Origin of the sequence: Xanthomonas cissicola (assembly GCF_008801575.1) — a bacterium.
GTDB classification, from domain to species: Bacteria; Pseudomonadota; Gammaproteobacteria; order Xanthomonadales; family Xanthomonadaceae; genus Xanthomonas; species Xanthomonas cissicola.
This window is the reverse complement of sequence record NZ_VZPL01000028.1, coordinates 23,980-38,020: the sequence shown is the minus strand read 5'-3', so window position 1 is coordinate 38,020 and position 14,041 is coordinate 23,980. Positions and strand designations below refer to the sequence as shown.

Genomic DNA, 14,041 nt, shown 5'->3' with positions numbered 1-14,041 from the left:
CGCGCCGGGGTAAGGCGCACGGCCTGCTGGCACCGAGCGCCCGTGTCGGACAGGCACATGCATGACATCAGCCCCATCTGATGGTGACCCCCAAGCGAGATGCAGCGCACGCTAGCAGGAACTGCAAGCGCTTACATGATGCGCCGCAGCATGCGATCAAACGCAAGTGGCGCAAGGGCTGCAGCCTGATCGCTGGACAAGTTTGTCCGAATAAGACATCGGCAGCCAATGTCGGACACTGGTCGACAACGTGCCAGGAACTACGAAAACGTAACATCTGCACACCATACCCCGGCGCACGGTTCAGGCCTGCCTTGCCGCCAATGCATCCAGACAGCAAGATGCGCCGATCGATCAGGGGGAACATCGTGCGCATGTCGCTACCTACCGTCCGTGCAGGGCGGTTCCACTCCGCCGCGTGGCTGCTGCTGGCCGCGCTGTGCGTGAGCGGCTGCCAGCGCAACCAGACCGCCCCGGCACTGCCCGGCGCCAAGGCCGAGCCGGCCGCGGCGATGCAGGCGATGACCCTGCCGCTGCGGCGCAATGATCTGGTGGCGTATGCGCGCATCCGGGTAACGCCTGCGCAATACACCCAGCTGGAGGCGGCGTGGCGCAGCGGTGCCAGCCGCTGGCCGCTGACCGAACTGCCGCTGCCGAATGAAGTCGGCGCGCTGCTGGGGTCGTTGTCGGCGCCCGATGCCGAACGCCGCCTGCAGCAGGCCTTCGATGCGCAGCTGGCCGGCCAGGCCCAGGGCATCGCGCAGGCGGCGCAATCGTTGGGCCAGTTCGGCGTGCAATACCTGCGTAGCCGCAACGACTACCAGCCCGAGCAGCGCGCCCATTACGTGCAGTTGGTCGATGCCTTGAGCGCGTGGGCTGCCACCGCGCCGCTGGCCGATCGCCCCCGCGCCAAGGCCAGCATCGCCGATCTGACGAGCGCCGCGCGCGCCACCGGCATTACGTCCGATGCCGATCTGCAGCGGCTGGGCATGGAAGAAAGCCTGCGCCGGCTCGGGCCGTTCTGGGAAACCTGCAAGAAGGTGCTGGAGCGCTACGACCTGTCGATCGACAGCAGCCTGGACGCGCTGCGGACCGGGTTGATCAAGCAGGATGCCGACACCGCCCAGGTACGGCTGCGCTATCCGCTGGCCGCCCACGATATCGATCTGAACGTTGCGCTGATCAAGCGCGAGGGCCACTGGTACCAGCTGCAGACCCAGAACGAAGTACAGGCGCTGCTCGATGCCCAGGCCACGCCCCTACCTAGCGCCACTGCAGCGCCTGACACCGCAGCGGCCGCGCCGGCGAAGCCTGCCGACACCGGGAACCGCCCGGCTGGGCGATAATGACCGTGATGCCAGAACAGAATCCCCTGCCGTTCCCGGACGGCCAGCCCAGCCCGCCCAGCACTGCCGCAGCCGACACCGGCGCCACGGCGGCGGCATTGCCGCTCGCCGAGCCGGTACCGCCAGCGGTTGTGCCATCGATCGCCCCCAGCGTTGCCGCTGCGGGCAGCGGCAAGCGCCCCTGGTGGGCGCGCCTGCTTGGCCGCCTGGCAGACCCCTGGCTGAGCCTGACCATCGAGCCGGACCAGCCCGGTCGCTACGACGATGGCCACCCGGTGGTGTACGTGCTGGAAGACTACGGCATGTCCAACGCGCTGATTTTGGACAAGGCCTGTCGCGAAGTGGGCCTGCCGTCGCCGCTGGTGCCGTTGCCGGGCGACCCGCTGGAGCGCAAGCGCGCCTACCTGGCGCTCTCACGGCGCAGCAGCAGTAATTCGCTGATTCCCGAGCAGCGCGGCGGCAAGACCCATTCCGATTCGCTGGCCAAGCTGCTGCAGGCGCACCGCGTGCGCGCCGACCTGGACGTGCATCTGGTGCCGGTGTCGATCTTCGTCGGCCGCGCGCCGGACAAGCAGAGCGGCTGGTTTGCGGTGCTGTTCTCGGAAAACTGGGCGCTGGTTGGCCGCTTCCGCCGCCTGCTGTCGGTCTTGCTCAACGGCCGCACCACCATCGTGCGCTTCGCCCCGCCGATCTCGTTGCGCCAGACCATGGCCGAAGGGCTGCCGCCCGAGCGCACCTTGCGCAAGGTGCAGCGCGTGCTGCGCACGCACTTCCGGCGCATCCGCGAAGCGGTGATCGGCCCGGATTTGTCTACCCGCCGCTTGCTGGTGGACCAGGTGCTGGCCGCCGAGTCGGTACGCGAAGCCATCGCCATCCAGGCCAAGCGCGACAATTCCAAGCCGGTCGATGCCTGGCGCAAGGCGCATGCCTATGCGTGGGAAATCGCCGCCGACTATTCCAGCCCGGTGGTGCGCTCGGCCAGCTTCCTGCTGACCCACGTGTGGAACCGCATCTACGCCGGCGTGCTGGTGCATCACCTGGACAAGCTCAAACAGGCCGCGCCCGGGCACGAAGTGGTGTACGTGCCCAGCCACCGCAGCCACATGGACTACCTGCTGCTGAGCTACCTGCTGTACGAACGCGGCATCGTGCCGCCGCACATCGTGGCCGGCATCAACCTCAATCTGCCGGTGGTCGGTACCCTGCTGCGCAAGGGCGGCGCGTTCTTCATCCGCCGCTCGATCAAGGGCAATGCGCTGTATTCGGCGGTGCTGAGCGAATACGTCGCCCAACTGGTGGCCGGCGGCTATTCGATCGAATACTTCGTCGAAGGCGGGCGTTCGCGCACCGGGCGTTTGCTGCAGCCCAAGGGCGGCATGATCGCGATGACCCTGCGCGCGTATCTGCGCCAGCCGCGCAAGCCGGTGCTGTTCCAGCCGGTGTACATCGGCTACGAGAAGTTGATGGAAGGCAACAGCTACCTGGACGAGCTCACCGGCCGGCCCAAGGAGAAGGAATCCATCTGGGGCCTGCTGTGGTCCATCCCCAAGGTGCTCAAGCAGAACTATGGCCAGGTGGTGGTGAACTTCGGCGAGCCGATCGCGCTCAACGACGTGCTGGCCAAGCACGCGCCCGATTGGGACGGCCAGCCGCTGCCGGAAGACGAAAAACCCACCTGGCTGGCGCCCGCGGTCGACATGCTGTCGACGCAGATCCAGACCCGCATCAACTGCGCCGCCGACGTCAATCCGATCAACCTGCTGGCGCTGGCCCTGCTGTCCACGCCCAAGCACGCGATGGGCGAGGCCGATCTGATCGCGCAGATCCAGCTGTGCAAGAAGCTGCTGGCCGAAATGCCCTACTCGGACCGCGTCACCGTCACCCCGCATACGCCGGCGCGCATCATCACCCATGCCGAAGAGATCAACGTGCTCACGCGTGTGTCGCACCCGCTGGGCGATGTGCTCAGCGTCAGCGGCGATACGGCGGTGCTGCTGAGCTACTTCCGCAACAACGTGCTGCACCTGTTCACTGCCTCCTCGTGGGTGGCGTGCTGTTTCCAGAACAACCGCCGCATGAGCCGCGCCGGTCTGTTGCGCCTGGGTCGCACGGTGTATCCGTTCCTGCAGGCCGAGTTGTTCCTGCCGTGGAGCGAAGACCGCTTTGCCGAACGCATCGAACAGACCATCGACATGTTCGTGCGCGAAGGCCTGCTGCTCAACGTCACCGACGACGACGGCGGGATCCTGGCACGCAACACCGGGCAGACCGACGAAGTGTTCCGCCTGCGTGCGATCGGCCACTCGCTGCAACAGGCCTTCGAGCGCTATTACATCGCCATTTCGGTGCTGGTGAAGAACGGTCCCGGCGTGCTCGGTGCCGGCGAACTGGAAAGCCTGTGCCAACAGGCCGCGCAGCGTCTGAGCCTGCTGTACGCACCGGCCGCGCCGGAGTTCTTCGACAAGACGCTGTTCCGCGGCTTCATCCAGAAATTGCGCGAGTTGCGCCTGGTGTGGCCGGACGAAAACAGCAAGCTGATGTTCGACGAGCGCCTGGATGCCTGGGCCAAGGACGCCAAGTTCATTCTCGGCCGCGAACTGCGCCATACCATCGAACGCGTCAGCCCGGCAGCGGCCAAGCCGGACGTGGTCGTGCCCCCGCAGTAAGCCGTCGGCGAACGCCTTCAAGCCCTGTGGGAGGCGTTGGGCGCGTGGCGGGGTGTGGGCGAGACGCCGGCCGCCTTCACGCAGCGGTTCCGTTCGTTTCATCGGGCACTTCCAGCACTCCCGTTAGCATCGCAGCACCTTTCACTGTGATCGGCTGCGTTGCACCACGGGCGTCGCCGGCAGGAGACTTGCATGCGCGCAGCCATCCACACCCGGTACGGCGACCCGGCCAAGGTGCTCGAACTTGGCGAACGGCCCACACCGCAACCCGGCAAGGGCCAGGTTCGCATCGCGATGCGGCGTTCGCCCATCCACAACCATGACCTGTGGACGGTGCGCGGCAACTACGGCTACAAGCCCACATTGCCGGCGATCGGCGGCAGCGAAGGCTCTGGCGTGATCGATGCGCTGGGCGAAGGCGTCCAGGGCCTGCAGGTCGGCCAGCGCGTCGTCGCTGCCGGCGTACACGAGAGCTGGGCCGACTACTTTCTGGCCGAGGCGACCGGCGTGGTCCCACTGCCCGATGCACTGGATGACGACCGTGGCTGCCAGCTCATCGCCATGCCGCTGAGCGCATTGATGCTGATCGAGTTCCTGCATGTCGAGAAAGGCGACTGGATCGTGCAGAACACCGCCAACGGCGCGGTTGGCAAGACCGTCGCCATGCTCGCGGCGGCACGCGGCGTCAACGTGATCAATCTGGTGCGTCGCGATGCCGGCGTGGACGAACTCGAGGCACTGGGCATCGGCAATGCGGTGTCGACCGCGCAAGACGGTTGGCAGAACCGCGTGCGCGCGCTGGCCGGCGATGCGCCGATCGTGTGCGCGATCGACTCGGTCGCCGGCAAGGCAGCAGGCGAGCTGATGGGGTTGCTGGCCGAAGGCGGCGAGTTGATCTCGTTCGGCTCGATGACCGGCGAACCGCTGGAGATTGCCAGTGGCGATGTGATCTTCAAGCAGGCCACAGTGCGCGGCTTCTGGGGCAGCAAGGTCATGGCCGCCACCAAGTCCGAGGACAAGCGCCGCATGATCGGCGAGCTGTTGAAGGCCGCGCTCGACGGCAGCCTGGCACTGCCGGTGGAAGCGGTGTTCGACCTGAAAGACGCGGCCAAGGCCGCAGCGGCCAGTGCCGAGCCAGGGCGAGGCGGCAAGATCCTGTTGCGCGCAGGTTGAGCCGCCGCAGCCGACGGGCACAATCACACGCAGCATCGTCGAAAGCCAGGCAGTCAACCTTGTGTAGGAGCGCGACGCCAGCTGCTCAAATACCGCCAGTCCACTCCCTTCCCCCGCGTGCGGGGGGGGAAGGTGCCCGAAGGGCGGATGGGGGAGCGCCGCGCCGGCTATGCGTGGACCGCGCCGCCGCAACGCGTGCCCGCGCACCACAAAAAAAAGCAAACCCAACCGCAGGCGCGTGCTACGCCGGCTCGTCGGGAACCAACTCCATCTCCAGCCGGATGATGTTGTCCTTGATCTGCAGCTTGCGCTTCTTCAGGCGCTTCATCTGCAGTTCGTCTTCCGGATTGGCGGGCATGCGCTGAATCTCCTCGTCCAACGCGCGGTGGGCGCGTCGCAACTCGGCGATCTGCTCGACGATCTCGGCGGTTGACAGGGTTTCCACCCCCCGAGCATACACAACCCCGGGTTGTGCGCGTCACCCGCGCTTGCCAAGCGGCCTGGGGCTGCGACAATGCCCGCGCGCCGCGGGGAAACGGTGGCGCGCCTCGTCCATCATTGCCGCGCGGCCACGGCCGTCGAGAACGGAGTCTTTCGATGCGTCTGCATTCGTCCCTGCTGGCCCTGAGCCTGTTGACCGCCGCCAACCTGGCCAGCGCCGCCGATGTCGCCAAGTACGACGGCTTTTTGTGCTGCAACCTGCGCACCGACGGCAGCTGGATCAGCGACAGCAACTACGCCGAAGACGGCAAACGCATGCTCCCGGTCGGCACCCCGGTCAGCGTCACCGGCTTCGGCCGTAACCGCGTCAACCTCAAGATCGCCGGCGAAAAGCAATCCATCGGCAACGATTACAGCCGCGACCTGGACAACACCGCCTTCGCCGCCCGCTATGTGGTCACCGCCGACCCCAAGCTCAAGCTCGCCACCTTCCCGCCCAAGATTCGCCAGGCCATCACCGACGGCAAGCTCACCGGCGGCATGACCCGCGAACAGGTGCTGATGGCGGCCGGCTACCCGATCAGCAGCGAAAACCCCAACCTGGACGCCTCGCTGTGGCGCTACTGGCGCGACAGTTTCTCCGAGTACCAGGTGCAGTTCGGCCCCAGCGGCAAGCTGGTCAAGGTGACCGCCGATCCGCAGCTGATGAATTTGATCTGGGTGCCTTGAGGCACTCAGTGGAGCAGCAGGCGCCGGCGTGAGCCGGCACCTGTCATCGCCCCACGGCTACTGATCACTGATGTCGCGCGTATGCGCGCTGGCGAATGCGAGGCATCGACGACACCGCGCGAACGTTCGCCCCCGACTAGGGAAGACATGCACGATGGAGAATTGATTGTCCCGCCCGACCCACTGGCCGATCCGGAGGCCTTCGAACTACTGCGTCTGTAGGCCGCGAATGAACAGCGGCACGTGAGCATCAATTGCGAGCTGGGCGGCGGTGCAGAGGACTTCGGCGAACTGCTCGCAGATCTGTTCGAGCATGCTTCGCGGATGTACGCGCAGCGCGATGGCATGCCGCTTGCGCGATGTCGCTCGCTGATGCTGGATGACTTCTTGCGACGCGTTGCCGATCCGAGCGGTCGGCGAGAGGGAGCGCTGCCAGTCGAGCATTAACGGCGCCGTTCAAGACCCTTGTTGCGTAATCGCGTGTCTCCTCTCCACGGGCAAGCTTCTCCTGATTGCGAGGACTCGGTCAGCAGCGAGCCGGGCACGGACGCATCGCCGTGGCGCCTTTTGGATACCATCGACGCTGGCTTTCTTGCCCAACGGCGAAGATCCTGGCCTCACAGGCCTTCCCGACCAACACTTGATGAGAGCGTCATGCAGCGAGATCTGATTCTGTATCCCAAAGACGATAATGGCGACACGCTCTGGCATATCGCGCAGCAAGGTGTAGACCTTTCAACGCCGCGGGAAATCGCTTTTTCAGTCGTCTTCCCCAGCAAGGAATCGGCGCTTGAGTTCTCGGTGAAGATGCTTCGCTTCGAGCAGAAAGTCCGCTGCTGTCATTACCCGGAAAATACCGCGTTTCCCATGGATGTGACGGTGTATCCGACCATGCTGCCGTCGTACAAGGCCATTTCGGCGTTCGAGGACGACTTGGCAACCGAGGCCAAGCCCTTGGACGGCTTAAACGATGGATGGGAATTTTCTGTGGACACGAAAGACGCCTGATGCGCTTGGCCGGCTGGAGGACTGCACGGCGTGCAGATTCCCCATGGGCGCTTCCGCATCAGCGTGCCGACTGCGGCACACGTCGCAGCTGCGACACGTCGTAGCCCATCGCGGCAATGCGTTGAACGGCCTGCTGATAGTCGGCATCTGAGACCTGTGGAGTGCGCGCCATGTACCAGACGTAGTCGCGCTTGCTGCGCGCCACGATGGTTTGCGTATACCCCGCATCCCGCCAGGCAATCACGTACTCGGCCTTGAACGGCCAGAAGAACTGCATGCGCCAGAGCGCGCCATTGCCCTGCTTCGCCACCTGGCCGATCGGGTGCATCGACTTGAGCGGCGCCTGGAAGCTGCCCTTGCGAAAGGTAAAGGTGGTCTGGATACGACCATCCGGTCGCAGCGCGTAACTTTCGACCGCGTCGTAGGCGTTGCGTTCCGGGCGGGTCGGAATATGCGCGATGACGTACCAGTCGCCCATGAAGCGCGGCACATCGACGCTATCTGCGCGGGGCAGGGCGGCACGCGACTCGCTCCCACTTGCACTCCCGTAGACCGCTAAGGTCAGCAACAACAGCATCGAACCACCTCGCATGGCAACCTCCACCTGAAAGAATCCGTAGACAGGCCTACGGCGTTGCGGTGCGTCCGGATGCAACCCCATGCGATGCAGTTCCGGACTGGGCGCACGATGACTCTTTTCGCCAGTGGGATGACGATAACGTTCGATACGTCATGGCGGCGTTCAAGAGCCGCGCCGACGCGTTGCGCATGCCAGGAAACGCGCGATCACCGCGCGATGAGCACCGGGTCGACGATCAGCCGCAACGAGGCTCACGACGCGCCCTGGAAGCGCAGCGGTGACGGGACGTGTCGTTCAGCGACGGCGGTCGAGCCATGACGGGCTGGTTGGAGTCGAGGCAGCCGGTTACCCAACAGCACTCACCAAGGCGATGCCGCATCTTCCCCATACGGATAAATTGTCGCGATCGTTCCATCTGCAGCATGCGCCAGCGGCGCCATCTTGATGCTGCGCAGATGCGTCTGACCGCCTGAGAGCACGCTGTCGTGATAGAACAAATACCACTGCTGCTGGAACAAACAGATGGAGTGATGCGTGGTCCAGCCGACCACCGGTGCGAGCAGCACGCCTTGATAGGTAAACGGGCCGTAGGGTGAGTCGCTGGTGGCGTAGCAAATCTGGTGGGTGTCGCCGGTGGAATACGACAGGTAGTACCGGCCGGCGTGCTGGTGGACCCAGGGGCCTTCGAAGAAACGGCGTGCGTGGTCGTCCGCGCGCAGTGGAGTGCCGTGTTCGTCGAGGATGACGACTTCGCGGCTGGGTTCGGCCAGGTCGATCATGCGCTCATGCAGGCGCGCCACGCGTGGGCCGAGCGCGGGTGCGTCGCCCACCGGTTCCTGATGCGTTTGCGCATAGGCATTGTCGCGGTAGTGCTGCAGCTGGCCGCCCCAGATGCCGCCGAAGTAGAGATAATGCGCGCCGTCGTCGTCGGCAAGCACGGCCGGGTCGATCGAGTACGTCCCGGCGATGGGCTGCGGCTCGGCCACGAACGGGCCTTCGGGGCGATCACCCACCGCCACGCCGATCTGGAACATGCCGTCGGCGCGTTTTGCGGGAAAGTACAGATAGGTCTTGCCGTTGCGTTGTGCCGCATCCGGTGCCCACATCTGCCGCTGCGCCCAGGGCACATCGCGCACATGCAGCACTTGCCCGAGGTCTTCCACCGCTGCACCCGGATGCGCCATGCGCAGCACGTGGTAGTCCGCCATGTCGAAATGCGAGCCGTCGTCGCTGAAGGCCACGCCGGCATCGAGGTCGTGCGAGGGATAGATATACAACGCACCGTCGAAGACATGTGCGGACGGATCGGCGGTGTAGAGATGGGTCACCAGCGGTGCGGAAATGGCGGTGCGCGCCAGCGCCTGCAGATTAGCGGCTTGCAGTTCATCGGACATGCGCGTACCTGTGCATGAAGTGGGAGGGGAGGTCAGACGGTGGCGAGCGGGGCGGTGTGTCGGCGCACGCTCAGTTCGTGTTCGATGCGGGCTTCCAGCGCTTTGTCGATCTCGTACAGCGCCAGCAGTGCGGTGCCGAGCAGGAACGGAAGCGAGGCGTACACGCTGATGGCCAGGCGGATGCCGTTGGTGACGGCCGCGCTTTGCTGCGGCAATGCTGCGTCATAGCCATACAACGCCAGGATGCCGGCGACCAGTGCGCCACCTACGCTCAGGCCGATCTTCAAGCCGCACAACATCGCCGAGAAGATGATCGCGGTGGCGCGGCGGTGGTTCTTCCACTCCGAGTAATCGGCCACATCGGCGATCATCGCCCAGAGCAACGGAATGGTGATGCCGTAGAAATACCCATGCAGGACGTAGGAGGCGAACACCCAGCCGATCGCATTGGGTGGGTACAGATAGAACGCCAGCAGGAACAGCGTGGAGATCAGCAGCGCGCCGCCGAACACATTGCGCTTGCCATAGCGGTCGGCCAGGCGTTTGGAAAAGCCGATGCCCACGATCATCGCCAGGATGCCGCCGGCGCTGAAGACGCTGAATGCGGAAGTCGGTGCATCTTGTGGCCACTGCAACGCGCTCATGCCGGCGCCAGTCAGTACGCTGTTGACGCCGGCGATGAAGCGGTTGAAGCCGGCGTGATCGAGAAACTGCGTCAACGCATTCGCGTCGAGGTAGTACTTGAAGTAGTAGATGTACATCCCACCCTTCATCGCCAGATTGATGAAGACCAGGATGGTGAGCGCCAGCATCACCAGCCAGGGTTTGTTGCGGACCAGATCGGTCAGGTCCTGGCGCACGCTGTTGCGTTGTTCGCTGATTGGCAGCACCCGTTCGCGCGTGGTGAAAAAGGTGATCAAAAAGCACAGCGTGCCGATCGCAGCGAACAGCGCCATGGTGTTGCGAAAGCCCTGCGCCTTGTCGCCATTGCCAAGGATCAAGACCAACGGCAGCAACAGCACCTGGATGATGAACTGCGCAAAGGTCACCGCCAGAAAGCGGTACGCCGACAAGCTGTTGCGCTGCTCCATGCTGCCGGTGAGCACGCCGCTCAAGGCCGAATACGGCAGGTTGTTGGCCACGTACACCAGCATCAGCAAGGTGTAGGTGGCAAACGCGTAGGCGATCTTGCCCTGCTCGCCGAGCGTGGGCGTATTGAAGGCGGCCAGCGACAACGCCCCGAAGGGCAGCGCCGTCCACAGGATCCACGGGCGGAACTTGCCCCAGCGGGTGCGCGTGCGATCGGCCAGGATACCGATGGCCGGCGTAAACACGAATGCGCCCAGCATGCCGACCACAAAGATCAGCGTCGCTGCCACGCTTGCAGGAATGCGGAACACATCGGTGTAGAAGAACGCCAGGAAAGTGACCAGCGTCTGGAAGATCAGATTGGCGGCCAGGTCGCCCAGGCTGTAGCCGATCTTTTCGCGCAAGGAGAGCTGCTGTGACCGATCGTTCATGAGGTGGGGCGGACTCGAAGAATGCTGCGGAAACGCCGCGGCGCGCATTGCGCCACCGGTCGCCGCTGGGAGGAACGGCGACCGATGACGACAACACTCAAAAGGTACTGCGGATGCCGAGCATGACGGTGCGCCCGGGCTCATACAGGTCGTAGGTGGCGTTGGGCCAGGCGAAGGTCGTGCGCAACGGTTCGTTGGTGATATTGGTGACGTTGAGCGTGATCTGCGGCTTGGACGGCAGCCAATCCAGTGCGTAGCTCGCCGACATATCGAGCTGTCCGCGCGCGTCGGCGTTGAGGCGCGCATACGGAATGCCGTTCTGGTTGGCGCCGGAGATCACCATGTCGTCGTTCCAGGTGTAGGACAGGCGGATCGAGGCTGCATCCTTTTCCCAGTAGACGGTGCCGTTCCAGAGGTTGGGCGCGACACCGACGGCCACCGCCGGCACGCCTTCGCCTTCGGACTGCTGGTTGACGTGGGTGTAGTTGAGGCTGAAGCCCAGGCCATCGAACAGCCTGTCCAGCGGCTGGACCCAGATGGCCTCGGTGCCGCGGATATTGAGCACACCATCGGCATTGACCTGCGTCTGCACATCCACGGTGGCCGCATTGGGGCCGCCGCGCTGGGCCAGGCCGGCCTGCTGGATCGGCAACAGCGTGTCGTAGTTCACGCCCAGGTCGTTGAACGGGATGCGGCGTATGCCGTTGACGGTGAAGCCGGTGATGCGCTTGTTGAACAGGGTCAGGCCCACATAGCCTTCGCCGCCGGTGTACCACTCGCCGCCGAAGTCCACATTGGTCGATAGATACGGCTTGAGGTTCGGATTGCCCTGTGTGGCGGTCTGCGCGGAAGGGTCGCTGAAGTTGGTGTTGGGCAGCATCGCGCTGGGATCGGGGCGGGTCAGCGTGCGCGAGCTGGACAGGCGCACGACCACCTTGTCGGCCACGTCCCACGCCACGTTGAACGAGGGCAGGGTTTCGGTGTAATCCGAATCCAGCACCTGTACGCTGCGGACGCCATTGATGGTGACCGGGCCGGTAATGGTCTGGTCGGTGGTCACATAGCGCACGCCGGCATTGAAGCGCATGGTGCGGTTCCAGACATCGGCTTCCGCATTGGTCTCGATGTAGAAGCCCAGATTTTTCTCGCGGATGCCGCCGGTCGAAGCGCCGGTGTTGGCCGAGTTGCTCTCCGGTGCGGCATCGCGCAGCGCGTAGTAGTTGGTGTCGGCCAGGAAGCGGGAGAAGTCGGCAGTGATGAAGCCGTCTGGGCCGGGTTTCAGATAACTGGCCAGGGCCGAGTTCGGGATTGCCGAGCCGGCGCCGCCATTGCACACGTTGCCGCCGTTGCCGCGGCACACCACCTGTTCCCAGGCGGTACTGTTGTCGAAACCGCGGATGGTGCGCTCGGCCATGTCGTAGGACGCGCCGATCTTGACGTTGCGCTTGTCCTCGCCGAACTGCAGATCGGCGCGCGCGCCACGCGTTTCGGTCTGGCGCTTTTCGTTCTGGATATTGACCCGGCCGCCCGTCCAGCCCCAGCCCAGATTGGGGTCGTTGAGATCGAGCGGGCTGGTGATGCTGGGGCGGTCGCCGCCTTCGTTGCGGTAGTCCACGGTGGTGAACGGCGAGGTGACCAGGATGCTGGGCGATTCGCGCGCGAGCCAGCTACGGGTGGCATTGGCCTGCACATTGAGCGTGATGTCCTGCTCGGCGCCAAACAGCAGTTCCGCACCAGGATTGACGCTCCAGAACTTGACGTTTTCATGGTACGGGCGCGCTTCCAAAAAATATTGCGCATTGGCGAAGGTGGCGCTGGTCACCACGTTGTTCTGATCCACCTGCATGCCGAGCGGGATCATGTTGCCGTTGCGGCCGATCAGATTCATGCTGATGCGCTCGGTGGTGCGCTCGGCTTCGGAGTACAGCGTGTCCAGATAAAAATGCATGTTGTCGGACGGGCGCCATTCCAGCGACATCACCGACGCATCGCGGTCGCGATCGCCACTCATGTAGACGCTGCGGCCCAGACGCGGAATCAGCGCGTCGCTGATCTGGTCGATGCTCAGGCCCGGGTTGCGCGCCAGCAGCCAGGCGGCGTCGATGGTTTCGCCGGTGGTGAGGCCGCTGCCGGCAGTGGCGGGCACCGTGTCGGGAATGCGCCAGTTGCCGCCGCCATTGACGTTGCACGCCGCCGGTTGGTTGGTGGCTGGCGTGCCTGCCGGCGGCGCGAGACCGCATTGGGTGTAGGTGAGGCCGGGGTTGGTCCAGCCCACGCTCTCGAAACCGCGCACGCCAAGTTTGCTGCGTACCGAAGCCACCCCAAACAAGGCGCCGAAGGTGCCTGCTTCATTGGTCCAGCTGCCCATGAAGGCGCCGCGTGGGGTGGTTTTTTCGCTGGTGCTGTTCCAGTCGGCCTGCGCCTGATAGGTGAAGTGCACGCCGGGGCGATCGAACGGACGCGCGCTGCGCATGTCCACCACACCGGAAACGCCGCCTTCGAGCATGCTTGCGGTGGGTGTCTTGCTCACCGTGAGCTGGGTGAAGAATTCGGTGGGGAACAGATTCAGATCGACTTCGCGGTTTTGGTTCTGCGCATTCAAGCCGATCGAGGCAGTGGCAATGCTGGCGCCGTTGAGCGTGGTCTTGGTGAAGCTGGTGCCCAGGCCGCGGATGGCGATATTGAGACCTTCGCCATTGACGTCGCGCGCCAGCTGCACGCCGGGAATACGGTTGAGCGACTCGGCGATATTCATGTCCGGAAACTTGCCGATATCTTCGGCAAACACCGTGTCGGCAAAGCCGACCGAATCGCGCTTGGCGTCGGTGGAGAACTGGATGCTACGTCGGTAGCCGGAGACGGTGACAGTGTCCAGCTGGGTCACCGCATCGTTATTGCCGGCAGTGGTTGGCGGGTTTTGCGCCGTGCCCTGGGCATCGGCGGACTGTGCCCAGGCGGCGGTGCTGGACATACCCAGCAGGATGGATCCCAACGCGCAGGACAACGCGGTTCGTGCGTAGCTGTTCTTCACCGTAATCCCTTCCCTAACAGGTAGCAGATGTCCCACGCATCGCCCCTGCGCAGGGAGTGCCGCTGCCGTTGCGCGGCGCGACGATGGTGCGATGGGGGAGACGGACGATCAGTGCTCGGGATGTTAGCGCTAACAAATTCGGAACATCACGCT

Annotated in this window: 11 protein-coding genes; 6 read left to right on the top strand and 5 right to left on the bottom strand. The window is 64.6% G+C overall.

Translation table 11 applies throughout. The features are described from left to right. Positions 1-374 precede the first annotated feature (374 nt). The 3 genes from F7R02_RS13395 (at position 375) to F7R02_RS13385 (ending at position 5,185) form a co-directional block, all read left to right on the top strand. The gene (locus F7R02_RS13395; protein ID WP_078583750.1) at positions 375-1,346 is read left to right on the top strand and encodes a hypothetical protein; all 972 of its coding nucleotides are present in this window, start codon (positions 375-377) and stop codon (positions 1,344-1,346) included. Further along, positions 1,346-4,012: a glycerol-3-phosphate 1-O-acyltransferase PlsB gene (plsB, locus tag F7R02_RS13390; protein WP_078589844.1), complete on the top strand. Its 2,667-nt coding sequence runs from the start codon at positions 1,346-1,348 to the stop codon at positions 4,010-4,012. The genes F7R02_RS13395 and plsB overlap by 1 nt, the downstream gene beginning before the upstream one ends. Before the next feature lie 192 nt (positions 4,013-4,204). After that, a complete protein-coding gene (locus F7R02_RS13385; RefSeq protein ID WP_078589843.1) occupies positions 4,205-5,185 on the top strand; it encodes a zinc-binding dehydrogenase in 981 nt (326 codons plus the stop codon). A 241-nt stretch (positions 5,186-5,426) separates the two neighbouring features. Here the strand turns inward: F7R02_RS13385 and F7R02_RS13380 are convergent, their stop codons facing one another. Further along, positions 5,427-5,630, bottom strand: a complete 204-nt coding sequence (locus F7R02_RS13380; RefSeq protein ID WP_003485069.1) for a YdcH family protein — start codon at positions 5,628-5,630, stop codon at positions 5,427-5,429. 152 nt (positions 5,631-5,782) lie between these two features. Between F7R02_RS13380 and F7R02_RS13375 the strand changes: the two genes are divergently transcribed. From F7R02_RS13375 to F7R02_RS13365, 3 genes are all read left to right on the top strand, one after another. Next, the gene (locus F7R02_RS13375) at positions 5,783-6,355 is read left to right on the top strand and encodes a hypothetical protein (protein WP_078517742.1); all 573 of its coding nucleotides are present in this window, start codon (positions 5,783-5,785) and stop codon (positions 6,353-6,355) included. A gap of 243 nt (positions 6,356-6,598) precedes the next feature. Continuing rightward, positions 6,599-6,802 (top strand): DUF5076 domain-containing protein, encoded by a 204-nt coding sequence (locus F7R02_RS13370; protein WP_139371458.1) that lies wholly within the window; start codon positions 6,599-6,601, stop codon positions 6,800-6,802. Between the two features lie 207 nt (positions 6,803-7,009). Then, positions 7,010-7,363, top strand: a complete 354-nt coding sequence (locus tag F7R02_RS13365) for a ribonuclease E inhibitor RraB (RefSeq protein ID WP_003485066.1) — start codon at positions 7,010-7,012, stop codon at positions 7,361-7,363. A gap of 58 nt (positions 7,364-7,421) precedes the next feature. On the opposite strand, the gene F7R02_RS13360 is transcribed toward F7R02_RS13365, so the two are convergent. The 4 genes from F7R02_RS13360 to F7R02_RS13345 form a co-directional block, all read right to left on the bottom strand. Continuing rightward, positions 7,422-7,955, bottom strand: a complete 534-nt coding sequence (locus F7R02_RS13360; protein ID WP_005916193.1) for a lipocalin family protein — start codon at positions 7,953-7,955, stop codon at positions 7,422-7,424. Positions 7,956-8,302: 347 nt separating this feature from the next. Further along, the gene (locus tag F7R02_RS13355) at positions 8,303-9,337 is read right to left on the bottom strand and encodes a glycoside hydrolase family 43 protein (protein WP_078589842.1); all 1,035 of its coding nucleotides are present in this window, start codon (positions 9,335-9,337) and stop codon (positions 8,303-8,305) included. A gap of 32 nt (positions 9,338-9,369) precedes the next feature. Further along, positions 9,370-10,857 carry an MFS transporter gene (locus tag F7R02_RS13350; protein ID WP_005922832.1) on the bottom strand — a complete coding sequence of 496 codons (1,488 nt, stop codon included), beginning with the start codon at positions 10,855-10,857 and terminating at the stop codon, positions 9,370-9,372. Between the two features lie 97 nt (positions 10,858-10,954). Next, a complete protein-coding gene (locus tag F7R02_RS13345) occupies positions 10,955-13,888 on the bottom strand; it encodes a TonB-dependent receptor (RefSeq protein ID WP_139370929.1) in 2,934 nt (977 codons plus the stop codon). Between the last annotated feature and the right edge of the window lie 153 nt (positions 13,889-14,041).

What these genes read in the sequence shown, in the direction of transcription:
- F7R02_RS13395 (WP_078583750.1), top strand. Translation starts at nt 375, where the DNA reads ATGTCGCTACCTACCGTCCGTGCAGGGCGGTTCCACTCCGCCGCGTGG.
- plsB (WP_078589844.1), top strand. Translation starts at nt 1,346, where the DNA reads ATGACCGTGATGCCAGAACAGAATCCCCTGCCGTTCCCGGACGGCCAG.
- F7R02_RS13385 (WP_078589843.1), top strand. Translation starts at nt 4,205, where the DNA reads ATGCGCGCAGCCATCCACACCCGGTACGGCGACCCGGCCAAGGTGCTC.
- F7R02_RS13375 (WP_078517742.1), top strand. Translation starts at nt 5,783, where the DNA reads ATGCGTCTGCATTCGTCCCTGCTGGCCCTGAGCCTGTTGACCGCCGCC.
- F7R02_RS13365 (WP_003485066.1), top strand. Translation starts at nt 7,010, where the DNA reads ATGCAGCGAGATCTGATTCTGTATCCCAAAGACGATAATGGCGACACG.
- F7R02_RS13360 (WP_005916193.1), bottom strand. Translation starts at nt 7,955, where the DNA reads ATGCGAGGTGGTTCGATGCTGTTGTTGCTGACCTTAGCGGTCTACGGG.
- F7R02_RS13355 (WP_078589842.1), bottom strand. Translation starts at nt 9,337, where the DNA reads ATGTCCGATGAACTGCAAGCCGCTAATCTGCAGGCGCTGGCGCGCACC.
- F7R02_RS13350 (WP_005922832.1), bottom strand. Translation starts at nt 10,857, where the DNA reads ATGAACGATCGGTCACAGCAGCTCTCCTTGCGCGAAAAGATCGGCTAC.